We start from the raw sequence: 25558 nt of genomic DNA on the forward strand, positions 1-25558 counted from the left end.
GGCTGGCCGGGGCGATTGGGGCAGTAGACCGCGTTATCGTTTATCGCGGGCAAGCCACGCTCACAATGGATTTTCGGCGCTCACAAATCCCCTGTGGGAGCCGGGCTTGCCCGCGATGCCAGCATCTCGGTCCCAAGCCGAACTCAAACCGCACTAAACCGCTGCCCCAACCCCTGCTCCGCAAACTGCTCAATGATGAAATCCACGAACGCCCGGGTCTTGCCCGGCAACAGTTTGTGTTCCGCGTAATAGATCGAAATGTTGCCATCGTCGACGTACCAGTCCGGCAGCACTCGTTGCAGCTTCCCGCTCTCCAGATAACCCGAAGCGAACGGCATGCTCACCAGCGCAATCCCCAGCCCTTGGGCCGCCGTCGCGCACGCGGCTTCCGAATCGCTCATGGTCATCCGCGCCTTCAGCGTCAACGGACTGTGCTGCTGCGTGCGACTGGTCAACTGCCAGGAACGCACCCGGCCGGTCTGCGGCGAACGAATCAGAATGCCATCGTGGTGCTTGAGATGATCGGGCTCGACGATGACGTCGTGCGCCTCCAGATACCCGGCTGACGCCACCAACACCCGATGCGCCGGTGTCAGCTTGCGCGCCACCACGCCTTGGGGCAGTTCGAAACCGCCGCCGATGGCCGCGTCGAACCCCTGCGCGATCAAATCGACCTGACGGTTATCGAAGTGCCAATCCGGATTGATCGCCGGATACCGCCGCAGAAACTCTCCCAACAACGGCACGATATACAAACGCCCGAACACCGTACCCATGCTGACCTTCAACGTCCCCGCCGGTCGCCCTTCGGCGCTGGCCAGATTGGCGACGGCATTCTGGATCGTGTGCAGACTGGAACTGACCTCGCCGAGAAACAGCTGACCGGCCTCCGTCAACGTCAAGCTGCGGGTGCTGCGTTGAAACAACCGCACACCGAGCCGTGCCTCAAGTTTTGCAACACTCTTGCCCACAGCGGCCGGGGTCAGGCTCAAGCGCCGGGCAGCTTCGGCAAAGCTGCCGACCTCGGCGCTGCGCACGAAGCATTCGATACTGCTGAAGGTTTCCATAAGCGCCACTATAAACTTTGGGTTTACACAGACTATCGCAATTGCCGTCTACTCAGCGTGTAATCCTCAATCGATACTAGGCTCCATCAACCGAGGCATCCGCCTCGGGACTTTGGAGATCGATATGACTACTCAGAACCTCAGCGGCAAAGTGGCGTTGATCCAAGGCGGATCCCGCGGCATCGGCGCAGCCATCGTCAAACGCCTGGCCGCTGAAGGCGCAACTGTTGCCTTCACTTACATCAGCTCCACCAGTAAAGCCGAAGAGTTGCAAAACAGCATCATCACCAACGGCGGCAAAGCCCTGGCCATCAAGGCGGACAGCGCCGACGCCGAGGCCATTCGCAGCGCCGTGAGCGCTACCGTCAAAGCTTTCGGTCGCCTGGATATCCTGGTCAACAACGCCGGCGTGCTGGCCGTTGCCCCCCTGGAAGATTTCAAACTCGAAGACTTCGACCAGACCCTCGCCATCAACGTGCGCAGCGTGTTCATCGCCACCCAGGCCGCCGCCACACACATGACCGAGGGCGGTCGCATCATCAACATCGGCAGCACCAACGCCGACCGCATGCCCTTCGCCGGTGGTGGCCCGTACGCCATGAGCAAAGCGGCGCTGGTCGGCCTTACCAAAGGCCTGGCCCGCGACCTCGGCCCACGCGGCATCACCATCAACAATGTGCAGCCCGGCCCGGTCGACACCGACATGAACCCGGCCGACGGTGACTTCGCTGAAAGCCTGATCCCGTTGATGGCAGTGGGTCGTTACGGCAAAGCCGAAGAAATCGCCAGCTTCGTTGCCTACCTTGTCGGTCCCGAAGCCGGCTACATCACGGGTGCCAGCCTGACCATCGACGGTGGTTTCGGCGCCTGATGAGCTAGACGCAATCAAAAGGTGGGAGCGAGCCTGCTCGCGATGACGATGCGTCAGGCAACATTCATGTCGTCTGACCTATCGCTTTCGCGAGCAGGCTCGTTCCCACATTTGTCAGCTGTTGCGTTGAGCCCATTCCAGCGCAGGCAAGCCGCAAGCGCTCGGCGTGAACGCCTTCAGCGTACGAAGAATCCCATCGGCATGTGCGTATTTTTCGTCCGCCATGGCCGCGTCCGGGATCGCTATCGCAGTCATCCCCGCTGCTTTCGCCGCGGTGACACCAAACGGTGAATCTTCAAACACCAGGCAGTCCTCAGGCGCAACGCCAAGGCGCCGCGCTGCCGTGAGGAAGATATCCGGTGCCGGCTTGGCTGCGCCTACTTCCGGGTCATCGGCCGTCACGATGAAGTCGAACAGCGCAAACCAGTCACGGTGCAACGTGGTTTTTTGACCGAATGACTGACGCGAAGAACTGGTGCCCACTGCAATCGGAATATTGTTGGCCTTCAAGTGCCGCACCAGTTCCTCTGCACCCGGCATCGCCAGAGCTGTAGGAAAGCGCTCGCGCATCAGCGGCTCACGGATCACCAGGAACTCTTCGGCGGTGATCGGCAGATCGAGCGCCTCGACCACGTAACGCGCCAGATCACCGGCACCGCGACCGATAATATTTTGCTTGATGCTCCAGTCAAAAACCCGACCGTAACGCGCGGCGATCAGGGACGTGACCTCGGTATAAATGCCCTCGGTGTCCAGCAACAAGCCGTCCATGTCGAAAATCACAGCCTTGATCGGGCCGAACTGATTGAGCGGTGCATTCATCGCATCGGATCCGTTTTCTAATGACATCCCAGAGGCGGCTCAAATACGGCCGGGTCCGTGATCGATTAAAGGATTCAGCAGCATAGCGAGCGCGGCTGATGTTGGGCAACGGGCAATGCCTGCCCGTTACAAAAATGCTGGTCGTCATTTAGCGATTTTCCCTGCATAAAACGCCTCCTTTCCCGACTTCTTTACCCGCTGATCCCAAGCAAAGTCTCGCGCTCACATTTGATCTGCGCGAGGGACTGCGAATGTTCGTACCTGACAAGGTAGTGGCCTTGAATAACGCCATCGGGCTGCTGGTGGTCGCTGCCATGGACCCCGGGCAGCCAGACGTCAAAGCACTGCTCGCAGACTTTCGGCTGTGCCTCAACGACTACGACGCCTGGGCGCAGATTTTCTGGACCGGCAAGGCGCTGGATATCGAGCAGGTATTCAAGGTCGGCAACGAAGTCCGGCTGGTCGCCCCAAAACATTCCACCACACAGGTCAGCGCAACCGTCGCGGCGCGTCCGGCCAGCGGCCCGTTGACGCTGGTGCACATGTTCGACGCGGCAAGGTTCGTGCCGATTGGCAATACGCCGGTGATGCTGGAGCCGTTGAACGCTGACGGCACCTTTGGAGAGCCGGTTAACCACGAGATCGGCCCCAGCGGCATCCTCGAAATTCCCGAGTGCGAGCGCGGTCAGCGTTACCGCATCACCTTCTTTCCGAATGTTTCCACTGACCATGTCAAAGCGTTGTACGCCTCGTATCAAGGTGTCATCGACGACCTGGAAGGTTGGCTGCGCAATGAGTGGTCGAGCGAATTCGAACCGTCATGGGCAGCGTATTCCGAGGCCGAATTCATCAGGCGCTACGGCCTGCTGCAACAAGCTGACTGGCTCGGTTGCGAGAACTCGCTGAATGGTTTGTGGGACGACGTGAAGCAGATTTACGAGCTGATCACGGACCTGCAAGCCAACAGCGAAAAGCTCCTTGAATACCTGACCGAGACCGAACTTGAAACGCTGTTGAAGGCCTCGGCTGAATCGATTGCCAATCTGTTGTTGGTGTTGAGTGACGAGCCGTTGATGTTCATCCATCTCGCGGCGTTCACCAGTTGGCTGCGGATGATGCCACCGCAGCACATCGCCGAGGTCGTGGCGGAAATTCGTACAGGGATATTGATCGGATTCCTGCTCGCATGCGCTACAGGTCCTCTGGGACTGACGTCCGGCATCAGCGCCAGGGTGCTGAGCAAAATCAAATCGGTGCGAGCGCGCAAATGGCTGGCTGCCGCGAGTTTGCGGCTGGCCGCCCAATCCGACCTGACACCCCATGCGGGTGTACTCAAACCCCTCGCGCTCAACATCCGGACTGCTCCGTTGAACCCTGCGCTTGCGGTGCCGCAGCAGATCAGTGCGGGCTCTACACCGATTGTGTTGGTCAACAACCCGGTCGCCATTGCTCGCAACAAGTCCGCAGCCAAAACCCGCCTGGGCCGGCACGAACAACGGAATGATGCCCCCAAGCAGGCGAAAAACCCCAACGGCGACAGCGCCGACTGCTCTCAACTGACCTGCACCAATGGCTGCCCGGTGTCGATGGTCACCGGCTAAGAGTTGCTGACCCTGGACGATGGATCGCTCAACGGTTTGCTGCCGTTTGCGTTCACCCGGTTGTACCGAACCAGCGCTGTGGACATCGATTGCGGGCTGGGCTGGGGCTGGAGTCATTCGCTGGCGCATCGGTTAGAGCTGGACGCAGAGCACGTCGTCTGGATCGACCATGAAAACCGCCGCACGACGTTTCCGCGGCCCAGTCAGGAACGCCCGGCCATTCACAACAGCCTGTCCCGGACCGCGATTTATCTCGGGCATCAGCCTGAAGAGCTAGTCCTCGTCCTGGCTGGCGAGACGGTGCGCTTTTATCACTTTCGCAATGGGCGGCTGACCGCGATCAGCGACGCATACAACAACCGATTGCACGTCACCCGTGACCTTCTGGATCGCATTCAGCGCCTCGACAACGGTGCGGGTCGTTCGCTGCTGTTGCGTTACGAGCGCCGGCACATCATCGCTGTCGAGTATCAGTCGTTCCACCCTGCCGACACTGCGGATGACACCTGGCGCACAGAGCAAACGCTGATCGCCTACCGCTACGACGCCCGACAGCGACTGATTGAAGCGACCAATGCCGCCGGGGAAAGCGAACGGTACGACTACGACGACCAACACGTGATTCTCCAACGACAACTGGCCGGTGGGGCGAGTTTCTTCTGGGAGTGGGAACGGTCCGGAAAAGCCGCCCGATGCATTCGGCACTGGGCGTCGTTCGCGCAAATGGATACGCGCTATGCCTGGGACGACAACAGCGCAGTACTGGTTAAAAACGTCGATGGCAGCGAGGAAGTGTATGTCCATGACAACACGGCGCGGTTGGTGCGCCGGGTTGAGGCGGATGGCGCCGAGCGCCTCAAGACGTATGACCACAAGGGTCAGCTGATTGCCGAACAGGGGCCGCGCTGGGGGCAATTACTCAATACCGCTACGACGACATCGGGCGGCTGATTGCGCTGATTTCACCTGAAGATGAGCCAACCTCCTACGAGTACCGCAACGGTTTCCTGCATGCGTGCTATCGCGGCAAAGCGGTATGGAAATATCAACGCAACGCTCAGGGCGATGTTACCGAGGCCATCGATCCCGACGGCCAGATCACCCACCACCACTACGACGCTCAAGGACGACTGCTGTCGATCCGTTATCCGGACAGCAGTCGTCATGTTTTCGTTCGGGATGCTATCGGGCAACTGATCGAGGAAACCCTGCCGAACGGCGGACCGCGGCGGTTTTCCTACGATGTTCTGGGACGGCAAATTACCCGTCAGGACGAACACGGTGCTGTCACTCACTACCAGTGGGACGCCGTTGGCCGACTGATTCAGACAATTCTTCCTACTGGCGCCAGCCGAGCCTTCAGCTACAACGCCTACGGCAAGATCACCGCCGAACGCGATGAGCTGGGCCGGATCACGCGTTTTGAGTACGACGATGACCTGCACCTGGTCAGTCGCCGGATCAACCCCGACGGCACACAACTTCGTTATCGTTATGACAACGCACGGCTGCTGCTGAGCGAAATAGAGAACGAGTCCGGCGAACGCCATCAGCTGGACTACACGCCCAGTGGATTGATCCGACACGAAAGCGGGTTTGACGGTCGACGCACCGCGTACGCCTACGACCTCAATGGCCATCTGCTGGAGAAAACCGAGTTCGGCGATGACGGCTCGCAGCTGATAACCCGTTATCAACGGGACTCGGCCGGTCGCCTGCTGATCAAAACCCTGCCCGACGGCATCAAGGTCGAATACCACTACGACAGCCTGGGTCGTTTGGTCAGCGTCGATGACAACCACGATCACCCACTGGAATTCGAATACGACACTCAGAACCGGCTGATCACTGACCACCAGAGTTGGGCCACGCTGCGTTATGGCTACGACGCTTGCGGCCGACTCAGCCACCTGCGCCTGCCAGACAACAGCAAACTGGCTTACCACCGCGCCAAGGGTGGCGCACTGACCGCCATCGACCTTAACGGCACACGTCTTACGAGCCACACCTATCAATTCGGCCGTGAGTTGCAGCGCCAGCAAGGCTTGTTACACAGCCAGTACGAGCACGACGAACAAGGTCGTCTGAAAGCCCACGCGGTCAGCCAACATCAGCAATCGATATATCGACGCGACTTCGCCTACAGCGCCAACGGCAATCTCGACACCATCGCTGACACTCGGCACGGCCAACGCAACTATCAATACGATCCCCTGAACCGCCTGATCCGCGTTCGCCACTCCCGCGATCAATACCCCGAAAACTTCGCCCACGATCCGGCCGGCAACCTGCTGATGCAGGATCGCCCCGGCCCGTCCGCCGTCAAAGGCAATCGCCTGTTGATGCAAGGCGACCGGCACTTCGACTACGACGCCTTCGGCAACCTGATCCGCGAACGCCGAGGCTCTGCGCAAAAACTCGTCACCGAATACCGCTACGACTGCCAGCACCGACTCATCGGCGCCACCTTGCCCAACGGCACCAGCGCGACCTACCGCTACGACGCCTTCGGTCGCCGTATCAGCAAAACCGTCGACGGCAAAACCACCGAGTTTTTCTGGCAAGGCGACCACCTCATCGCCGAACACAGCCAGGACCACCATCGCAGCTACCTTTACGAACCCGGCACCTTCCGCCCACTCGCCATGCTCGACGGCAAAGGCCCGCGCCAGGCCTGCCCGTTCTACTACCAACTCGACCACCTCGGCACCCCACAAGAACTCACCGATTACAGCGGCGACATCATCTGGGCCGCGCAATACACCGCCTACGGCCGCCTGGCTCGACTGAACCGCGATACACATCAAGTTCTGGATCAACCGTTGAGGTTTCAAGGGCAGTACTTCGATGCGGAGACGGGGCTGCATTACAACCGGCATCGTTATTACAACCCGGATCTTGGACGGTATCTGACACCGGATCCGAGTGGGTTGGCGGGCGGTATAAACGGGTATCAGTACACGCGGAACCCGACGGGGTGGGTTGATCCGTTGGAGTTGAGTGGGTGTCCTGGAGCGGATGGGTGCAAGAGGCCGGCGTTTGGGGATGAGGATCCGGCGGGGAAGGTTAAGGTTGATGAGGGAGAAGTAACACTCCCCGTACCTACCATTAAGGCTGAATATCTCTATCGCGGTGATTTGAAGCATCCTGATGAAATATTCAGAGCAGGATTTAAGAGCAAAGGGGAAAGCCGTGACCTACTGCTTCATTCTATCGACAGCGATGATCCTCCAAGCAATTTCATCAGCACATCACCATCCCGGCGTACGGCCATCTAGGGGACAAGGAGCTCAACCACCCGAACCGTCTTTACTACTCATTCCTCGGCCTGCACTCCCAGAATTCGAACCACCTCCAGTTCCACTCATCTCGGAGCTATCAAAACGACCAGATCCTGCAGCCCCACTCCCCGCCCCCAACCTCGTGCTGCTCCCATTAGCATCACCACCATTCCCGCTGTTAATAGAACCAGGCGGCAACGCATTACCATTCGCACAATTCGCATTCATTTCGGTATACGGAGGCATTCCGCCTTTATCCACAGGAGCATCATTCCCGTTGGATTGAGCAACGGCGGTCAATGAACTGATCGACAATAGCCCTGCAATGATCAGGGCTGTGAGCTTTGAACTGATTATGGTGTATCTCCTTTAAAAGGTGCATACCAGATCTGGCAGCGCTCATTTTTTAAAGTTGCCGCACAAACGACCAGCGGCTTTTCAGCTGGGTTCGCCCGAGTAATCATCGCCGGCAATGTCCGGATCCTCAGGATCCGCCTCGACATCACCACGCTTCACATCATCAGCTGGCACCTGCTCCACCGCCGTATCGTCATCCGGCGGACGTTGATCGCGACTCAACGAGTCGGTCGGTGAAGGCAGCGGATACTCAGGGGTGTCGTCGGTATCAGTGTCTTTCGGATCTGCGTTCATAAGCACCTCTCGAAGGGCTTGAAAATCAGGCCCTAATACTTCGAGGGGGTGAAGCAGGGGAGTGTTCGATCAGAGAGACGATCGGTCGAAGCGCGGCAACAAGGATCAATCTTCGTCTTCGTCTTCGCCCTCTTCTTCGTACTCGAGGTTCCCCACATCGCCCGCGTCATCAGAATCGTTGAGCGGCACCGTGGCGTCGTCCATTAGCGAACCTGGATCCTCTTTGCCGGGGTCATTGATGAACGGAAGCCCACTCGGCCCTTTTTGTTCGTTGCCTTCGGTTTCAGGCGTCATGGCATGCCTCGCAATCCTTGGGTGTGTATGAAGTTCGAAACTGCCTGCGGCCAATCGTTCCGGCTTGCGGAATACGGATACGAAAAACCCGGCGCGAGGCCGGGTTTTTCCACTCGATTGCGAGTTAGTGATGTTTGTTTTTGTGTTTATTCTTGTGCTTGTGGCCACCACCGGAATGGGAACTGCCATGATCATTGTCGTCGTTGCCCAGGTTGTTGCCGACGCCACCACCTGCTGCACCACCAAGACCGGCACCGATGGTCGAACCGGTAGAGCCGCCGAGACTGTTGCCAATTACCGAGCCGCCTGCCGCTCCCAAGCCACCGCCAATTGCCGCTTCATTGCGACTGCCCTTGTTTGCCCCGACTGCGCTCCCTGCCGCGCCGCCGACACCGGCGCCAATGGCTGCGCCCGTGCTGCCGCCCAATTGTCCGCCGACGACGTTACCCAACGCACCACCCAGGCCGCCGCCCACTGCAGCGGTGCCGTCGTTGGCTGCCATTGCTCCTTGAGCCATCAACAGTCCAACCACAAACGCGGACAGCGCCAAACGTCGAGCACTTACGTTTCTAGTCTTTTTGCCGTTGTTAACCGGTGTCATAGGACGCCTCGTGTTCTTCTGGGGTATATGGGCTTGGAGACTTTGTTTAAAAAATCGTTCATAAACGAAAAAGCCCGGCATTCAACCGGGCTCATCAGCGGATCGATCAGGATCAATGACGCTTGTGACCTTTGCCCAGGTTGCTGCCTACGCCGCCGCCCAACGCACCACCCAAACCTGCACCGATGGTGGAGCCGCTCTTGCCGCCCAGGCTGTGGCCGATCATCGAACCACCGGCTGCACCAACACCGCCACCAATGGCGGCTTCAGTACGACGGCCTTTAGGCGCCGCAACAGCACTGCCGGCTGCGCCCGCTACGCCAGCACCAATTGCTGCGCCGGTGCTGCCGCCCATGCTCTGGCCGACCACATTACCCAGCGCGCCACCCAGACCGCCGCCGATCGCGGCGGTGCCATCACTGGCAGCCATCGCACCTTGAGCAACCAGAAGCCCAAGAACCAGAGCAGGTAGTGTTAAACGCATGACGAAAACCTCAAAAACAGGGGAAAAAAGAAAGCCGGGCATTGAATGCTGTAACGCAGTAAACGTCCACAAAAAATCATCCGCACTTCGCAATTAGCGACAGTTGGACAGCTTTTGTGGAAAAGGTTTTATGACAGGCGAAAAAAAGCCCGCTGGGGAACGGGCCAGGGTACTGCTTTCTAACGGATGGCTTGAGCCTACGGGCGATACTGTGAAAAGTTTGTGAAAAATAAAGGGAGCGTCATGACCGAGCGCCTGAGGTCCGGTTTTGAATCGCTAATCGATACTGCGAAAATGAAAACCCCGCTCGAAGGCAGGGTCTGTCCAGTTAACAGTTACTTCCTGGAAGGCGCCGCCACTTTTGGCAGAAATTTCGCCTTTGGGCCTCTGGGCGTCGTCGATTTCACTTTGCTGATCTGGACCGGGTCTTCCCCAAAGCCCGCCACATACTCGGTCTGGCCACAATTAACGCAATTGTTGATCGGAAATTCAGCCCCGTCGTCTTCGATATACGGATCAGCCATACCTCTTCCCCTCTCAAAAGGGTCGACACCGGCAAAGCCCTTTGCCTGAAAAATATCGACCGCAAGGCTTTTGAGACTAGCCGGTCATTACCGGACTTGTAATTCAGAATTTCGCATGCCCGACGAGTGGCCCGCACTCAACGCGCGATCACACAGAATGGATCACCTCAGTTTGACCGCTGTCCCTGTCACAAAAACCACCACCATCCCACCCTTGCCAGCGGGCATGCTGATCTCAAAATCGAGCCCCACCACCGCGTCTGCCTGAAGCGCCCGCGCCCGTTCCTTGATCTCGTCAGTCGCTTGAATCCGCGCCTCCTTCAGCGCCCGCTCCAATGTCTGAGAACGCCCCCCGAAAAAATCCCGCATCCCGGCGAACACGTCACGGATAACGTTAATACCCTGCACTGACTCGGCACTGACAATGTCCAGGTAAGCGGTAATTTGCCGGCCTTCTATGGCGTGGGTTGTGGTGGTGATCATGGGGATTCCTTCTTGATAAACAGTGGATCAAGGCAACTTGGACAGATAGGCGGCCAACGCATCAAACGCCGGTATCGTCACCGGATCATTCGCCGAATTACTCGCAACCGGGTGCGAGGCGTAGCGAACAATTACCATCTCGGCTCTCGGGTCGACATAGATGCGCTGACCATGAACGCCGCGCGCCATGAATGCCCCGCCCTCCTTGTCCGTCACCCACCCCATCGAGCGGTAACTCCAACCCTTCAACAGGTCATAACCGGCCTTGGCAAAAACCTGCTTGTCGCCGCCACGGCGGATGTCATACACGACGGCTTTGGGCACGATCTGCTGACCGTTGAACCGGCCATCATTGCGCAGCATCTCCCCAAAGCGGGCGAGGTCACGCAAGCCAGTGTTCAAGCCACCGCCAGCAAACGGCGTGCCGATGGAGTCCACCGTGAAATAGGCATCCTGCTCGGCGCCCAAGCGACTCCAGATGCGCTCCGACAATAACTGCGCAACGTTACGGCCGGTCGCTCGAGCGATGATCCAGCCGAGGACATCGGTGTTGACGGTCCTATAGCCAAACGCGCTGCCGTGTTCACCTTGCAGTTGAACGGTCTGCAAAAACTGGTAGTAACTTCGCGGCCCGGTGTAGACCTTTGGCTTGGGCAATGGGCTGCCAGCTTTTGCGTGAGCCCAGACTTCGGCGTTCGGGTCGGCATAGTCTTCGCTGTATTTGAGCGCGGTTGTCATATCGAGGACCTGACGCACCGTGGCACTGCCGAACGCAGAAGCCGCCAATTCGGGAACGTAATCGGCAACAGGCTTGTTCGCATCGATCTGCCCTTCAGCCACCAACATCGCGCCGAGCGTGCCGACCACAGATTTGGTCACCGACATCGCCGCGTGTTGGCCTTCGGGTTTCAGTACGCCGAAGTAACGCTCATAAACAACCTTGCCCCTGTGCATCACCACAATCCCGTCGGTGTAAGTGGTCGCGAGGGATTGATTCCAGGTCATCGACTGCGTTGCGCCGAGCGGCGTGAAGCTGAGGGCGTCAATATCGTTGCGAAGCGCGGAAATAAGCGGCACCGGGTCGCCCAAGCCTCGTGAAACGTTAATCGTCGGCATCAGCTGCCGGAAGTTCGAGACACTCCAACGCATCGCCGGGAACTGGAAATAGCTGCCGTCTTCGAAACGCACAGTGCGATCGGCAGGAGGTGGCGAGCCGACCATCCAGCCAAGTTTTGCGGGGTCGCTGGCTTCGGCGTCGGGGAATGTTGTTGCGGTGGCGAGTGATGACACGGCACACGCCAACACCGCAGTGATGGACATGACATTGCGACGATGAACAGCGCAAGGGTGGGACATGGTGTCGATTCCGTTCGAGGGGTCCGGCAGTCTAACAGGTGGGTGGCGAGGCTGAAGATCGGGCTTTTCAAGGAACTGAAGAGGTCGTACCGGATGGGAAAAAATCAGGCGTTAAAGAAGTTTAATCAACACCGCAGTGACGGTTGCTACCGTACCAATCAGCCCAATGGCTATCGCCACCGGATACCAAAAGGTTTCACGGGTCATCTTGCCCGCCTCGGCACTCAGCTTGCCCGCTTCAGCATTCAGCTTGCGCTGCTCAGCGAGCAACTTGATGATCTCTACGTGGACCTTTTCGAGTCCAGCCTGTTTCATGGTCATTTCCTGCATAACACGCGTAACTGCATTCCGAATGAAGGGGGAGCCGTCATATGTGCTGCCCTTTCATCTTGAACCCGAAGGCACAAAACGAAAACCTCTTATCGAGATGGCTCATTTGAGACGCTAAACCTTGTAGACGCCCCAATCACCTGGCTTTCCAGCACTACTTCCCACAAGCCAGCGACTTGTCCTACATAAATTTCAGAAACGACAGCGCCACTCTCAAAACCTAGACACCAGAAACCACAAAACCCCTGATTTCTCTCGAAATCAGGGGTTCTGGTTACATCGAATTTGGCGGTGAAGGAGAGATTCGAACTCTCGATACAATTTCTTGTATACACACTTTCCAGGCGTGCTCCTTAAGCCACTCGGACACTTCACCGTATCTCGTCAAACAAGTTCTGTCTGTCGAGGCGCGCTAATGTAGTCGAAACCTTTTCCGATGGCAAATTTTTTTTGCAGAATTTTCATGCGCTTAGCGTTTTAGTCATTCCGGCGGGTTGCTGTCCATGGCAAACCTGCCAATCTCCGGCTTCGCGCCCTCTTCTATATAGAGGGGAATGTGCGGCGGGTGTGGCGGGCCACGCTTGTCCGGCGGGGAAAGGGTGACTGGCGGGTCAGTCACAGCGCTTTACCTGACGTGCCGCGGTGGGTAACGTCTGCCTCAACTTTCATACAAGGAATAGCGTCATGAGTGAGTTGATTTCCTACCAGCCCATCACCCTAACGCTCGTTACGCCACATCCATGATCACGGCGCCTTTGGGGATATTTTCTACCACTCTCTGAAAATATTCTCGCAGGAGGTGGACAGTATGTGGACACTCTGGCGTTCCGCGACACCCACACAGGATTGCCCCCATGTCCCGAAAGCCCGCATCGACAGGATCGGCGAAAGAAATTTATCTGGAGAAGATGACCGAATGCTCTATGCGATTACGTGCGAGCGAGGCCTTCTTGAAGAATTTCCAGGTGAGCGGCTCGCCCCCTGAAGCTGATGCTGCAATTCTTCAACTGAAAAAGTCTATGGAAGCAATAGCCTTCGCGTCGATTGCGCCACACAAAGTGCGGTACGAGGAGTTTCGCTCCAGATGTGAAGATCAGCCTGACTTCACCAAGGATTATCGTGCGACCAAAATCTTGCAGATTTTGAGCAAGATCAATTCTGACTTCTACCCTACCCCGTTGATTCCTGCGGTCCGCCAGCCTGACGGCTCGTGGTTCTTTGATCGTAGGAACGAGGGAGTACTGTCGAAAAAACGCTTTGTAAAAATCTACGATCGCCTTGGCCGGCACCTTCACTCGGCAAACCTATGGAGCAAACACGACGGCTTTGATTTGTTGATCAGTGAGCTATCCAACATTATTAACGAGTCGTTTGCACTCATAGAGACTCACATGACGACAATCCAGACCCCTGAATTTAATGGAGTCTGGGTCGTTAAGGTGCCCCGAGAAGGCGTCCCTGAACTAATCACTGGCGAGGCCCAAGGAGAGTTTTGTGTATCGAGTAAATAGCTCTACTCATCATCCAGATCTTCAGGCCGGACCCTGATGATCGTTGCGCACTCCCCGTCAAGTCGAACTGACACACCGTTCGGGGTGACAGTTCCTACGACGGTTCCGTACGGTTCTTCCCAGGGTCGTCGTTGCAATACCTTTTCTCTAGGCACGCTCACTCGCTTGCCTGCTCGAATTTTGCTGATGTCCACTCGACCTCCTTCACTTGATGAAAATTGAGCTGATCAAAACCGTCCAATGATTGCGAATCCTATCCCGAGGTAATCGTCGAATGAATTTTTGCTTGTCGCTCGGCACGCCGTCGATCCGCTTCGGCCGTCTTAGCCAAATAACCGAGGAAAGCTTCTTTAGGCTCGTAATACCCAGCTCGTTCAGGTGACGGGATTTTATATTTATCGCAAAGCGACTCGATCAGCGCCATAGCGCTCAAACCCAGCTTGGATAGTGACTCGATGCGGTAGGAATAATACTCGTCAAAATCCGGAGGTGAAGCATACTCGTGACAGGACGACATCCCCTCCATGACCGCGTCTAAGCGACTTGGCATCGACATCACGTCGTACATTAGCTTAGCCGGCAACGCTCGGTAATCCCCCTCCTGAGGCAGAGAAAACTGAGGGTTAGGGACCGCGTTCCGAGTGTATCCCTGCTCATCGGTGTACGTCTGATCGTTAACCGCCGAGTAGCAATCCCCCACAAACTTTTCCAAAACCAAGACTAATCGGATGCCAAGGTGTTGTGCCTCCAACTCGCGTTTTTTTCCTGAAACTCGGGCCTCCTTTGCCCATCCGAGTAAAAACACCAGTAGCTGTCCCGTGATAGCTATCAAACCGCCTAGTGCGACCTTGCCAACATCCGAAGCAAAAAACTCCCACACTTTAACTCTCCAGCGTTCGTCTATAGGTCGAAGTGCAAGCAAAAAAACATATTGCTGAAAACCAACTTATCCTCGCCCTACAAATATGTCGGCTCCCCCCAATCCCCAAGGTTGGGTGAACGTTTTAATGGATTGCCGCGAGCAGCATAAATTTCATCTTGGGCAAGATTTAGTATTCGGGACTTGACGTAATATTTGGCAACCGGAGTTAGCGACTCATACCATTCAGGAGAAATTGCAATATTTTCGCTGAGATCGAGCGCAGCATGTATTACCGCTTTTGTGGGCGCCCCTGATTGGGCTAGAGAATCGAAAAATTTCAAAGGAGCGTTATTCGCTGTGTCCAACCACGAAAAAACAGCTGCACTACCATTTTTAACGGGAATAATCGAAACCATTGCATGTGACAACTCTGCGTATTTGTCTGACATATCTTGAAGTCGATTGCCGTTCAAATCCGCTGACGGTTGAAACGCGAAAGAAGCCACAACTGACGGCGACTCTGGGAAAACAATTGCGCGAGATACAAGCCGACCCCAGTCCTTAGCCACCAACAACTTATCCAACTCGCTTTTTAGCGCCTCGATCTCTGATGCTCCGGAAAGAACCTCAGAAAGATATTGCTCCGCCATTTCTGTATATGCGATTTCTTCTTTTATGCCATGCATGGCAGCAAATTGCTCTAGCGTAGGAAACGACTCATGCTGTTTACGTTTGAAGTAGCTTTCGCGTGCCACAGCTCGGTAAGCAAGCATAAAGAGCTGTTCTGGGCTAAATTCGATTGGACGTGTTTCTATGCATGCAAAAAGATCGCGATCATGCGCCCGACAGAATCCGTTAAAAACTGACACATCCCTTAAGCCATGGAGTTCCAGACTCAAAGGAAATTTCGTTCGATCGTTACTAACGCTTTTTTTGATAGCGTAAACGCAACCTTCTCTTGATATAGGTCTTAGAAAAGCTTCGAGAGATAGAGTGTGCGCCGAGACTATTGGTCCTTCATGGCACTCGTGGGGTGCCAAGCAAACCTTAGTCTGATAAAGCTTGTTGAACGCAGCAATTTTCTGACCGACAACTCTTCGCCGACCAGCAACTTTCTGCTTTTCTTCCCTTTCACGATCTAACGCTTCCTTAACGCGATCTGCTTTTGTTCCGCGTAACTTCGCCTGCCCCATTAACCATCTCCAAATGCAAATATCGCAAATGGGATTGCAGCTACAATCCCACCTGTACTCTGAAACAATTCACACACTGATACTAAAGAGCACCAATAATTGCAGAGGCCAGCGAGCTAATACTTGCTAAATGCGGAAGCGCCCCTAACAACACTGAAATAACTGTCTTGCTAGGTTTTGGCAACGCCAATTGCGACTCTACACTATCTAATATTTCTGAGGCATCCTTCTTTTGTCTTGCATCGTCAATACTATCAACTATCTGCCTAAGAGCCCCAACGTACTCCTGTAGTTCTCCACCTATGCTTACAGTATTTACCGAGTTATCGACAGAATCATTGTTGATACGTGCATTGTGACCCGTAATATTATAAGTAATAGAATGAGCACGCTGCTTAGCCTCTGGCAATCCGAGCTTTCTCACCTTCATTTGATAATGAGCATTGATGCCATGAAAAGCCTCATGAAAGCCCGGATCAATAACATCAAAAGTCTCCACGCCCCCGTTGGACATTTTCCGTTCGATTAAGTCTTTTGGCTCTACAAGAACATCTGAGCGATCCAGAAAGATCTCACCGGACTGGACACTTGCTTTTAGGTTTTCGAAAACCTCGCCAGTGCTTTTTCTTATGGTGATTGTATCGGTCATAAAATCTGCGAATGACATGTGGCGCTCCGTGCATGTTAATTGAGGCTGATGTCACATTGCCCGAGTGTGCTTTTATCCGCAAGGTGCCGGTGAAGCGCCGAGAAATACGCGAAGCCTCATCTCGCAAGTCCCTGCCGTGGGGTTCGCACTTTTTGCTCTTTAGGTACGATGCGGCAAAAACAGCTCAGTACCACTATAAAAATTCGCTCGCATCAGGATTTTCGAGTTTTCGATCAACAAAAAGGGAGCTTCTCTGCGCTTTCTTCCTAGATACCCTATTCGTCCTGGGTGAAGTGATGTTTCATTTCCTTGCAAAATCGCTCACAAAATGAATACCCCCCACCGCACCAAATCCCGCAGCCAGCTTGGGTCAAACGGCTTTTTTCACCATATATATGTTTTCGCAAAAAAAATGTGTAGAACCCGTCGGCGGGAGGGGGAAAAGTGCGTTCCTTGCCTTCGTTTTCTTCTCGCAAGAGTTTTCCTGTGTAGGACAGAAGACCGTGCAATGGGGATGCACATGCACCGAAGCATGCAGACACTGAGCGAGGACGAACCGTCCCGTATCGCGCACAGGGCGCTGTCGTCGAGTTAGGGCCACTACCGGCCGGCCCGGCGACTTTGGCTGAATAGCAATCACAGAGTGATGGGTGTTAGTCGCGAGCGTCAGGGAATACCTGATTGCTTTCTACAAGGAGTGTCAGCATGGTGCTGCCTCTGAATATTGATATGGAAGTCAACAATGTCCGGCAAACCTGCTGCACGTAAGAGCGATGCTGTGAGCTGTCCCCGCTGTGGTGGAACCGCCATCGAATCCGGCTCACCCAATGTGTTTTTTGATGGTCTGCCAGCTGCTCGGGTAACAGACTGCACCACCTGCGGCAGTGTCTTGACCATGGCCGCCATGTCCTCGGTACAGATCAATGGTCACGCCGCCCTGGTCACCGGTTCGCAAGGTAGCCACGGTGACACCATCACGGGCGGGTCATCGACCATCATCATCGGCAACAGCTTCACCCCTGCACCTATTTCGCCGGTTAGCCCGATGCCTGCTCACCTTGTTCAACCGGTCAGCTTGCAGCCCCCCGTTATTGCCCCTTCGCCCACGCCACCGCCGGCCGCTGCTGCTGACGATTCGGTTTTAGAGGAGGAAGAAGAGGAGGAGGAGCTGGAGGAAGAACAGCCTGTGGATATCACGCTGCGCATCGGCGTGTTCTTTGATGGCACGCTAAACAATGCCAATAACGGCGTGTTGGGGCTGTTGTGCGGCGCTGTCCATCCCATCAAGCCCGAAGACCGGGATCCGTCATGCAAACCGTACATGGCTGATCCAGACAGTAGCTATGCAGGTGATGAAACAAACGTCAAAAAGCTCAGTAGTTTGTATTTTTCTCCTGACAAAGCTCAAAAAACTGGCGAGCAGAATCAGCTGTTTCGAATGCTCTACATTGACGGTATAGGCACGTCGTCCGGTGAAGCAGATAGCATGCTGGGTGCCGGCATGGGACGGGGCGCGTCGGGCGTGAGCGCCAAAGTAGAGGGGACCTTTAGTAAAATAGGCAGAGTCATCTTCGAATTCGCCCAAACCAACCCAACCGCTAAAATCACCAACCTAACGTTCGACACTTTTGGGTTCAGCCGAGGTGCTGCGGCTGCACGCCACTTTGCCAATGAGGTGGCTCTAGGTCAGCAAGGCCCCCTGGGGCAAACCATCAAGATGTTCCGACGTGCGTTTTACGAAACATTCAGCGGTGAATACCAACGCGATATCAACATGGGCTTTATCGGATTGTTTGATACCGTGCCGTCAGTCGGCGGCTTGGCCAATTTGGGCTATGTACGCAGCCAAACAGCCCCAGGGCTCAAACTGTACCTGCCTCGCAGCTTGTTCCCCAATGTCGTCCAATTGTCTGCCCGAGATGAAATCCGCGCCAACTTCGCATTGACCCGAGTCAAACCCGACCACCTGGAAATCACATTGCCTGGTGTGCACTCGGACCTTGGCGGTGGGTATTTTCCTGAATCCGAAGAAAACCTGCTGATCAGTCCGATGCAGGCGCTGGATGTGCCCGCCACCACGGACGTGAAATACACCTCGATTTATCGCGATGCGCAAAAGGTGAAGGCTCAGTGGGAGGCCAAAGGTTGGCCGTCCGAGATGCTGGAGATCGTGACCCCCTATGTTCGGAGCTTGCCTCCCTCTCAGCAAGACCGCTTGAACCCTTACAAGCGCGTCTACGCGGCGTTGCAGCTCAAGCGCCCCGTACGAGGTGAATTGTCGCGGGTTTACCTACGGGTCATGTACGAGCTGGCCAAGCAACGGGGTGTGCGATTTAAGCGCCTTGATGAGCAGTATTCGACCTATACCATCCCAGCGGAACTTCAGGCACTGTGTGACCGCTTTGTTGCGGGTGACTACAGTACAACGCCCGCCGAGGAGCAACTGCTCAAGTTGCGGTACATTCACACCTCGGCCAACTGGAACCCACCGACAATCCTGCAAGGTTCAGCGCCTCGAACCAGTGCGGGTTTACTCTACTTTAATGCCCCGACTACGGACGGGATCCGTGTCCAACATCCCCATGTACCCGACTAGGAGTCACGGATATGCGAACATTATGGATCTTGCTGGGGGCTCTGTTGATGAGCGGTTGCCAAGCGTCAGGCCAGTCCTGGGGACGTTCGGATCCCGACGCTGGACCGTGGGCGTTGGGTTTCGTCACTCCTTATGCAATGGATGGCTGGGTTGAGGACAGCGCCACTGTCGATGTCGATGGGAACCTGTACCGTCGGATTGGCAGCGGTTGGGCATCTCAGGGCGGTAAAAACGGCGCTGAGGGCGCCCGTGGGTGGACTGTGAAAGGCGGCGGCTCCGAAAGAGATGTCAGGGATGCCAAGCTTCCGGTGCGGATCTATGTTCGCTGGCAGTCATTAGCCGAGCCCCAAACCTATCAAGGCTGGATTGAGATACCGGAGAGTGCACGACAAGTCATGCGGAAAGCACTGACGCAAAACTGTCTAAGTGCCCCCGAAGCGGACGCACTCCCCAAAAGTGCGTCCGTACGATTTGGCCTTGCACCAGGCGGTGTGGTGCAAGTCTGGGTACTTGATGAGTGTATGCATGCGGTAAAAGTCGCACGCGGCCAAGCCGAAATAGAGCCCAAGGGGCCTAATTTAGGACTCTCCCATGGAAGCTATTTCCCTTTGGACGAAGACTCTAAACGCTACATCGAGAAAAACGGTATCCCCTACGGAAGCTGGTGAAGCACCGTAGGTTCAGCCCGCCCATTGGCGGGCTTTTACTATTCGGTGATTGGCTTCAACAGGCCTGACAGCTGGCTGGTCATCGCTCCCGCCGCACTGAATTCCGCCGCATTGTCAGGCGGCGGACTGGCCCCATGGACATGCTCCGCGAGATGTGAATTCAACAAAGGGCTTTTCGCGGCTGATGAACAACTCACGTTTGCCACAGCGTGGGCACTTCCCCTTTTGAAAAGACTTTGCGGTGATGCTCAGGAAGTCGAGTTCGCGGTCGTTTTCCAGAGCCGGAACTACGTCGTCGCGATAAATCTTGTCGAAGACTTCACGGTCGAATGGCATGCGCTGCCCCATCACGCCGCACCTTTTGCATTCTTGGCTCTACCGCCCAGAACGCGCTCGGCCTGTTCAGCGGCTTCAATAGCCAAATAAATCATGTTGACGAACACGGTCCCTTTTTCACCTGGTTGCTTTTCTCTGACCAGAATCATTCCTTGATCAATTTTGTGGCGAACTGAGCGCTCAGTTAGACCCGCACGCCGAGCAAACTCAGTAGGGGTCACATATGGCGTGTCGATGGTGATCTGCATTTGTTAAGCTCCGTGGAACATTTTCTGAAATGGTGTACGTTCGCGACCAAAGTCATGGTCGCGAACGTACACCTGTCAAGGGGAGCTATGGAGCTTTTTGAAAAGCTAAAAGAGATTCGCCTGAGCGAAGGCCTGACACAGGCCGAGTTGTGTGAGGCGCTTGGGATCAATCTTTCGACGTGGAAAAGCTACGAGTTGAATCGTAGAAGTGCGATCAGCTCGCTTGAGCTTTTTAAGCTCACGAAGCATCCGCGCTTTATGAAATATGCGTTGTGGTTAGTAACGGATACCACCTGTCCCCAGTGCGGGCAGATCAGTCCGGTCTAGACAACACCATGTCGATAAAAAAAATAGATTCCGGCGAATGGCTCGTGGACTGTCGACCGGATGGACGCGCGGGCGCGCGCGTTCGGAAAAAATTCCGAACCAAAAACGAAGCGATGGTTTACGAGCGCCGCTTGATGGGGGACGGTGCCAAAGGCGAGTTTGAAAAGAAGCCCAAACAAGACGAACGCCGGCTTTCAGACCTCGTTGCTCTATGGTTCAGGCTCCACGGCTGCCACCTCAAGAGAGGTGAGAAATGCCTAGCCTTTCTTGAGCGCATGGTCAAAAACCTGGGCGATCCTCGGGCTTCTGACTTCACCGCGAGTAGCTTCACCCAGTACCGATCAGATCGACTTGCCGGCAAATGGGGCCGCGCAATGGTAGACGAGTCTGGTAAACGGAACGGAGCCACTGCGCCAATCACAGCGAACACGGCAAATCACGAACTGAGCTACCTACGTGCCGTGTTCAACGAGCTGGAACGCTTGGGGGAGTGGCAAGGTGAAAACCCCTTGTCCAAGGTCCGGGCCTTGAAGTTCGATCAAAGTGAGATGGCCTATCTATCCAACGAACAAATATCGCTGCTGCTGTCGCGACTGGACGAAGAAGAATCAGACGTCAGTGCCATCGCACGCGTCTGCCTTTCTACTGGCGCACGGTGGGCAGAAGCGGCGAATCTGGAGCCAGGGCAAGTGAGGGACGGTCGTATTCAATTCACTCGAACGAAGTCAGCCAAGAACTGCACAGTTCCAATCACGCCGGTGCTAGAGAAATTGCTTACAGAGTCTATGCCGTTCAAGTCGTCATACCGGCAAACCTGGTACACCTTTGCCGACGTCGTAAACGAATTAGACCTTGGCTTACCGAAGGGCCAGGTCACGCATGTCCTGCGTCATACCTTTGCCAGTCACTACATGATGAACGGCGGAGACATCCTCACATTGCAGCGGGTGCTTGGACATTCAACACTGGAAATGACTATCCGCTATGCCCACTTCAGCCCTGGCCACCTTGCAGAGGTGGTCAATTTGAACCCTCTCGCTGTCAACCGCGGACACTTTGTGGACACTACGCAAAGAAAAGCGGAACAACCTCAACACGAGCAAATCAATCAAACCCTTTAAATTAAAGGGCTTTAGCTAACTAAAAACAAAAGGAACACAACATGAGTGAACTGATTTCCTACCATCTCGAAGACGGTATCGCGACCCTGACCTTGAGCAATGGCAAGGTCAATGCCATCTCGCCCGACGTGATTGCTGCGTTTAACGCTGCGCTGGATCAGGCGGTGACTGATCGTGCGGTGGTGATCATTACCGGCACGCCCGGGATTTTGTCGGGTGGTTACGACTTGAAGGTGATGACGTCCGGCCCTAAAGAAGCGGTGGCGTTGGTCACTGCCGGTTCGACCCTGGCCCGTCGCCTGCTGTCTCACCCGTTCCCGGTGATCGTGGCGTGCCCTGGGCATGCTGTGGCCAAGGGTGCGTTCCTGCTGTTGTCGGCGGATTACCGCATTGGTGTCGAGGGCCCGTTCAGCATTGGTCTGAACGAAGTGCAGATCGGCATGACCATGCACCACGCCGGTATCGAGATCGCACGTGATCGTCTGCGCAAGTCGGCGTTCCACCGCTCTGTGATCAATGGTGAGATGTTTAACCCGCAGAGCGCAGTGGATGCCGGTTTCCTCGACGTGGTGGTGTCGGCCGAAGAGTTGCAAGGCGCAGCGCTGGCGGCGGCTCGTCAGTTGAAGAAGATCAACATGACCGCGCACAAGAACACCAAGCTGAAAGTACGCAAGGCGTTGCTGGAGACGCTGGACAACGCGATCATCCTGGACCAGGAGCATTTGGGTTAAGCCCAAACTTGCTGAACCGGAAAGCCCGACCGTCGTGTCGGGCTCTTTCTTACGCGCCGCGTTGAAAAGTCTGTAACCGCTCTAGAACGCGTCTGACCAACAAGTCAGAAACATGCTCACAAACATCACCTTTATCCCCCTCTTTAGTGGCAATTGCCGAAAACAGTGCACATCCGTACACTGCGCCACCTTTTGTACCGGTGGGGCCTGCAAATGCTGTTTGTGTTTCGTATGTTCTTGATGGGCCTACACTTTATTCTGGCCGGTGTGCTTGGGGTGATTCTGGGCCTGTGTCGCCCGTTCAACCCGGACAACAGCCGTTTGTGCGCACGTCTGTATGCGTGGCCGGCGATGTGTATTTTGCGTTTACGGGTGAAGACCGATGTCGCGCCATTGATGAACATGCCAGACAGCTGCGTGATCGTCGCTAATCACCAGTCCAACTACGACTTGTTTGTGTTCGGCAACGTGGTGCCCCGCCGCACCGTATGCATCGGCAAGAAAAGCCTTAAGTGGGTGCCACTGTTCGGGCAGCTGTTCTGGCTGGCCGGTAACGTGCTGATCGACCGCGGCAATGCGCAAAAGGCGCGCCAGGCGATGCTGACCACCACGCACACCTTGCAGCATGAAGACACTTCGATCTGGGTCTTCCCGGAAGGCACGCGCAACCTTGGCGAAGAGTTGCTGCCGTTCAAGAAAGGCGCGTTCCAGATGGCAATTGCTGCCGGCGTGCCGATCGTGCCAGTGTGTGTCAGCAGTTACGTCAAACACATGCGATTGAACCGTTGGCGCAGTGGGAGAATTCTGATTCGCTCGTTGCCTGCGATTCCGACAGCGGGATTGAGCCTGGACGACATGTCCATGCTGATGGATCAGTGCCGCGAGCAGATGCGCGAGTGCATCGCTTCGATGGATCGGCAACTGCAAGCTGCGTAAAAGGAAACCCGCCTGGTGCGGGTTTTCTTTTACCCGCGAACTTCTCCCTTCGAACTCTGCAGAGTTCGCTCACTCTCAAACAGCAGACAAGGCTAAGCTGAAGATTGCCTGCCACTGCCATCTGCTAATAAGAAGTGAACCTGAATCATGGGTAGAGTTGTTGCTGCTGCCGTTTACAGCGCTGGTAAGAAAGTCACCAATATCACCCTCGACGAAGGCGCTGCCTGGGCTGCAAAGCCTGGCCACTTTGTCTGGATCGGCCTTGAAGAGCCGAACGCCCAGGAACTGGCCAACCTGCAACGCCAGTTCAACCTGCATGAACTGGCCATCGAAGATGCCCTGGAAAAGCACAGCCGACCGAAGCTCGAAACGTTCGGCGATGCACTGTTTATCGTCACGTATTCGCCGATTCGTAACGAAGGCAAACTGGAGTTCATCGAGACTCATATCTTTGCCGGCAACGGTTACATCATTACCGCACGCAATGGCCACTCGGCGTCCTACGCCTATGTCCGACAGCGTTGTGAGGCGCGTCCCTTGTTACTTGAGCACGGGGAAGATTTCGTCCTCTATGCCATCCTCGATTTCGTGATTGAAAACTACCAGCCGATGGGCGAAGCGATCCATGCCGAGATCGATGAGCTGGAACGCAACGTGTTGTGCAGTGCGCTGAATGAACATGACATCCAGAAACTTCACGGCCTGCGCCGCGACGTATTGCGTCTGCGTCGTTATGCGGCGCCGATGGTGGAGATCGGTGAGGAGCTGCAGAAGCTGAGCTTCCCGTTCATCGACAAGAACATGCGCCCGTACTTCCGTGATGTGCAGATTCACGTGACGCGGCAGATGGAAGACCTGACAACCCTGGCGGACATTGCCAGCCAGACGATTGAGATTGGAGTGCTGCTGGAAGCTTCACGCCAGAGCGTGGTGCAGCGCAAGTTTGCGGCGTGGGCAGCGATTTTGGCGTTTCCGACGGCGGTGGCCGGGATTTACGGGATGAACTTCCAGAACATGCCCGAGCTGGCGTGGCAATACGGGTATTTTGGGGTGCTGGGGTTTATTGTGATGGGATGCACAGGGTTGTGGGCAAGTTTCAAGAAATCGGGGTGGTTGTAACGGCTTGCTTACCTGTAGCGAGGGGGGCTTGTGTGGCGAGGGGGCTTGCCCCCTCACCACAGCAAGCTCCCTCGCCACAGGTTTCGTGTCAGCCCGTTAAACCGTTTCTGGCTTGTGCGCCACAAACCGCATCATCCACTCCGCAACGGTAGCGCCATGATGCTCATGCTCAAGGCTGGCCACGCCTTTGGAGTAGATTTGCTCGCCCAACGCTTGTTGACGGATGTCCAGCAGCGCGCGCGAATAATCGTGAATGAACTCCGGATGCCCCTGGAAGCACAGCACTTGATCGTTGATGTGGTAAGCGGCGAACGGGCAGAAATCGCTGGAAGCGATGACCGTGGCGTTTTCCGGTAGCGAGGTCACCTGATCCTGGTGGCTGATCAACAAGGTCAACTCTTCCCTGACCGGGCTCATCCACGGCGCCTTGGCGGCGAGTTTGTAGCTGTGGGTGCCGACGCCCCAGCCTTGGGTTGCACGCTCGCTTTTGCCGCCCAGCAACAGCGCCAGCAACTGATGGCCGAAACACACGCCCAGCAGTTTGTCGCCGCGCTCGTAGCGGGTCAGCAAGTAGGTCTTGAGGGTTTCGATCCACGGGTCGGTGCCGAAAGAGTCGGCCTTGCTGCCGGTGACCAGATAAGCGTCGAAGTTCAGCTCATCGCTTGGGTATTCGCCCTGCATCACGTTATAGACCGTGAACTCTGCCGCGATAGGTTGCTGCGAAAACAGGTGTTTGAACATCTGCCCGTAGCCCTGATATTGGTCGACCAATTCTGGACGCAGGATGTCGGTTTCCAGAATGCAGATGCGTAACGACATAAAAAATACCTGACACGTGATGGGAATAATGCACACCCCAGAGCCTGCCTCGAAACACCGTTCCAAGGCAAGCCCCG

27 protein-coding genes, 1 tRNA gene and 1 pseudogene are annotated in these 25558 nt (G+C 55.7%); 12 read left to right on the plus strand and 17 right to left on the minus strand.

Annotated features, from left to right (window positions below; genetic code table 11):
• Positions 1-143: 143 nt before the first annotated feature.
• Positions 144-1067: a LysR family transcriptional regulator gene (locus ACA048_RS19975; RefSeq protein ID WP_497625949.1), complete on the minus strand. Its 924-nt coding sequence runs from the start codon at positions 1065-1067 to the stop codon at positions 144-146.
• A gap of 124 nt (positions 1068-1191) precedes the next feature.
• On the opposite strand from ACA048_RS19975, the gene ACA048_RS19980 reads away from it, so the two are divergent.
• Positions 1192-1938, plus strand: a complete 747-nt coding sequence (locus tag ACA048_RS19980) for a 3-oxoacyl-ACP reductase family protein (protein WP_497625950.1) — start codon at positions 1192-1194, stop codon at positions 1936-1938.
• A 114-nt stretch (positions 1939-2052) separates the two neighbouring features.
• Here ACA048_RS19980 and ACA048_RS19985 read toward each other — a convergent pair whose 3' ends face one another.
• Positions 2053-2760, minus strand: coding sequence for an HAD-IA family hydrolase (locus ACA048_RS19985; protein ID WP_497625951.1), 708 nt, complete (start codon positions 2758-2760; stop codon positions 2053-2055).
• A 251-nt stretch (positions 2761-3011) separates the two neighbouring features.
• Here ACA048_RS19985 and ACA048_RS19990 point away from each other — a divergent pair, with 251 nt between their 5' ends.
• Both ACA048_RS19990 and ACA048_RS19995 read left to right on the plus strand, forming a co-directional pair.
• Positions 3012-4361: a hypothetical protein gene (locus ACA048_RS19990; protein ID WP_497625952.1), complete on the plus strand. Its 1350-nt coding sequence runs from the start codon at positions 3012-3014 to the stop codon at positions 4359-4361.
• A gap of 3 nt (positions 4362-4364) precedes the next feature.
• Positions 4365-7633 (plus strand): annotated as a pseudogene (locus tag ACA048_RS19995) (RHS repeat-associated core domain-containing protein); the annotation flags it as partial.
• A gap of 447 nt (positions 7634-8080) precedes the next feature.
• Here ACA048_RS19995 and ACA048_RS20000 read toward each other — a convergent pair.
• The 9 genes from ACA048_RS20000 to ACA048_RS20040 form a co-directional block, all read right to left on the minus strand.
• Entirely contained in the window at positions 8081-8293 is a 213-nt protein-coding gene (locus ACA048_RS20000) for a hypothetical protein (RefSeq protein WP_497625953.1), read from the minus strand.
• Positions 8294-8398: 105 nt separating this feature from the next.
• Complete coding sequence (locus tag ACA048_RS20005) at positions 8399-8587, minus strand: hypothetical protein (RefSeq protein ID WP_497625954.1); 189 nt, start codon at positions 8585-8587, stop codon at positions 8399-8401.
• Between the two features lie 124 nt (positions 8588-8711).
• Positions 8712-9188, minus strand: a complete 477-nt coding sequence (locus tag ACA048_RS20010) for a glycine zipper domain-containing protein (protein WP_497625955.1) — start codon at positions 9186-9188, stop codon at positions 8712-8714.
• A gap of 112 nt (positions 9189-9300) precedes the next feature.
• Positions 9301-9672 (minus strand): bacteriocin, encoded by a 372-nt coding sequence (locus ACA048_RS20015; protein WP_223516780.1) that lies wholly within the window; start codon positions 9670-9672, stop codon positions 9301-9303.
• A gap of 335 nt (positions 9673-10007) precedes the next feature.
• Positions 10008-10196 (minus strand): hypothetical protein, encoded by a 189-nt coding sequence (locus tag ACA048_RS20020; protein ID WP_452627509.1) that lies wholly within the window; start codon positions 10194-10196, stop codon positions 10008-10010.
• A gap of 162 nt (positions 10197-10358) precedes the next feature.
• On the minus strand, positions 10359-10679 hold the full coding sequence (locus tag ACA048_RS20025; RefSeq protein ID WP_497625956.1) for a YbjQ family protein: 321 nt from the start codon (positions 10677-10679) through the stop codon (positions 10359-10361).
• A gap of 27 nt (positions 10680-10706) precedes the next feature.
• Positions 10707-11999 carry a serine hydrolase domain-containing protein gene (locus ACA048_RS20030; RefSeq protein WP_497629906.1) on the minus strand — a complete coding sequence of 431 codons (1293 nt, stop codon included), beginning with the start codon at positions 11997-11999 and terminating at the stop codon, positions 10707-10709.
• Positions 12000-12146: 147 nt separating this feature from the next.
• Positions 12147-12350, minus strand: coding sequence for a hypothetical protein (locus ACA048_RS20035; RefSeq protein WP_497625957.1), 204 nt, complete (start codon positions 12348-12350; stop codon positions 12147-12149).
• A gap of 301 nt (positions 12351-12651) precedes the next feature.
• Positions 12652-12741 (minus strand) — tRNA-Ser (locus tag ACA048_RS20040).
• A gap of 478 nt (positions 12742-13219) precedes the next feature.
• Here ACA048_RS20040 and ACA048_RS20045 point away from each other — a divergent pair.
• Positions 13220-13876 carry a hypothetical protein gene (locus tag ACA048_RS20045; RefSeq protein ID WP_497625958.1) on the plus strand — a complete coding sequence of 219 codons (657 nt, stop codon included), beginning with the start codon at positions 13220-13222 and terminating at the stop codon, positions 13874-13876.
• Between the two features lie 253 nt (positions 13877-14129).
• On the opposite strand, the gene ACA048_RS20050 is transcribed toward ACA048_RS20045, so the two are convergent.
• The 3 genes from ACA048_RS20050 to ACA048_RS20060 form a co-directional block, all read right to left on the minus strand.
• Positions 14130-14756, minus strand: coding sequence for a hypothetical protein (locus ACA048_RS20050; RefSeq protein ID WP_497625959.1), 627 nt, complete (start codon positions 14754-14756; stop codon positions 14130-14132).
• A 77-nt stretch (positions 14757-14833) separates the two neighbouring features.
• Positions 14834-15931: a hypothetical protein gene (locus ACA048_RS20055; protein ID WP_497625960.1), complete on the minus strand. Its 1098-nt coding sequence runs from the start codon at positions 15929-15931 to the stop codon at positions 14834-14836.
• An 82-nt stretch (positions 15932-16013) separates the two neighbouring features.
• A complete protein-coding gene (locus tag ACA048_RS20060) occupies positions 16014-16598 on the minus strand; it encodes a hypothetical protein (RefSeq protein WP_497625961.1) in 585 nt (194 codons plus the stop codon).
• Between the two features lie 14 nt (positions 16599-16612).
• Between ACA048_RS20060 and ACA048_RS20065 the strand changes: the two genes are divergently transcribed.
• The 3 genes from ACA048_RS20065 (at position 16613) to ACA048_RS20075 (ending at position 19844) form a co-directional block, all read left to right on the plus strand.
• On the plus strand, positions 16613-16912 hold the full coding sequence (locus tag ACA048_RS20065) for a hypothetical protein (RefSeq protein ID WP_497625962.1): 300 nt from the start codon (positions 16613-16615) through the stop codon (positions 16910-16912).
• Between the two features lie 410 nt (positions 16913-17322).
• Complete coding sequence (locus ACA048_RS20070; protein ID WP_497625963.1) at positions 17323-19176, plus strand: PAAR domain-containing protein; 1854 nt, start codon at positions 17323-17325, stop codon at positions 19174-19176.
• An 11-nt stretch (positions 19177-19187) separates the two neighbouring features.
• Positions 19188-19844 carry a DUF2931 family protein gene (locus ACA048_RS20075; RefSeq protein ID WP_497625964.1) on the plus strand — a complete coding sequence of 219 codons (657 nt, stop codon included), beginning with the start codon at positions 19188-19190 and terminating at the stop codon, positions 19842-19844.
• A gap of 114 nt (positions 19845-19958) precedes the next feature.
• Here the strand turns inward: ACA048_RS20075 and ACA048_RS20080 are convergent, their stop codons facing one another.
• Together ACA048_RS20080 and ACA048_RS20085 are read right to left on the minus strand one after the other, a co-directional pair.
• Positions 19959-20192: a hypothetical protein gene (locus ACA048_RS20080; RefSeq protein ID WP_497625965.1), complete on the minus strand. Its 234-nt coding sequence runs from the start codon at positions 20190-20192 to the stop codon at positions 19959-19961.
• Positions 20192-20428 (minus strand): hypothetical protein, encoded by a 237-nt coding sequence (locus tag ACA048_RS20085; RefSeq protein WP_497625966.1) that lies wholly within the window; start codon positions 20426-20428, stop codon positions 20192-20194. The genes ACA048_RS20080 and ACA048_RS20085 overlap by 1 nt, the downstream gene beginning before the upstream one ends.
• Before the next feature lie 87 nt (positions 20429-20515).
• Here ACA048_RS20085 and ACA048_RS20090 point away from each other — a divergent pair, with 87 nt between their 5' ends.
• The 5 genes from ACA048_RS20090 (at position 20516) to ACA048_RS20110 (ending at position 24662) form a co-directional block, all read left to right on the plus strand.
• Positions 20516-20755 carry a helix-turn-helix domain-containing protein gene (locus tag ACA048_RS20090; protein ID WP_497625967.1) on the plus strand — a complete coding sequence of 80 codons (240 nt, stop codon included), beginning with the start codon at positions 20516-20518 and terminating at the stop codon, positions 20753-20755.
• 8 nt (positions 20756-20763) lie between these two features.
• The gene (locus ACA048_RS20095; RefSeq protein ID WP_497625968.1) at positions 20764-21876 is read left to right on the plus strand and encodes a phage integrase; all 1113 of its coding nucleotides are present in this window, start codon (positions 20764-20766) and stop codon (positions 21874-21876) included.
• 41 nt (positions 21877-21917) lie between these two features.
• Entirely contained in the window at positions 21918-22607 is a 690-nt protein-coding gene (locus ACA048_RS20100) for a crotonase/enoyl-CoA hydratase family protein (protein WP_497625969.1), read from the plus strand.
• Between the two features lie 213 nt (positions 22608-22820).
• Positions 22821-23543, plus strand: coding sequence for a lysophospholipid acyltransferase family protein (locus ACA048_RS20105; RefSeq protein ID WP_497625970.1), 723 nt, complete (start codon positions 22821-22823; stop codon positions 23541-23543).
• A 147-nt stretch (positions 23544-23690) separates the two neighbouring features.
• A complete protein-coding gene (locus ACA048_RS20110) occupies positions 23691-24662 on the plus strand; it encodes a magnesium and cobalt transport protein CorA (protein WP_497625971.1) in 972 nt (323 codons plus the stop codon).
• Between the two features lie 96 nt (positions 24663-24758).
• On the opposite strand, the gene ACA048_RS20115 is transcribed toward ACA048_RS20110, so the two are convergent.
• Positions 24759-25481, minus strand: a complete 723-nt coding sequence (locus ACA048_RS20115) for an amidotransferase (RefSeq protein ID WP_497625972.1) — start codon at positions 25479-25481, stop codon at positions 24759-24761.
• Positions 25482-25558: the final 77 nt, after the last annotated feature.

The sequence above is a fragment of the Pseudomonas sp. LBUM1659 genome (genome assembly GCF_059716045.1).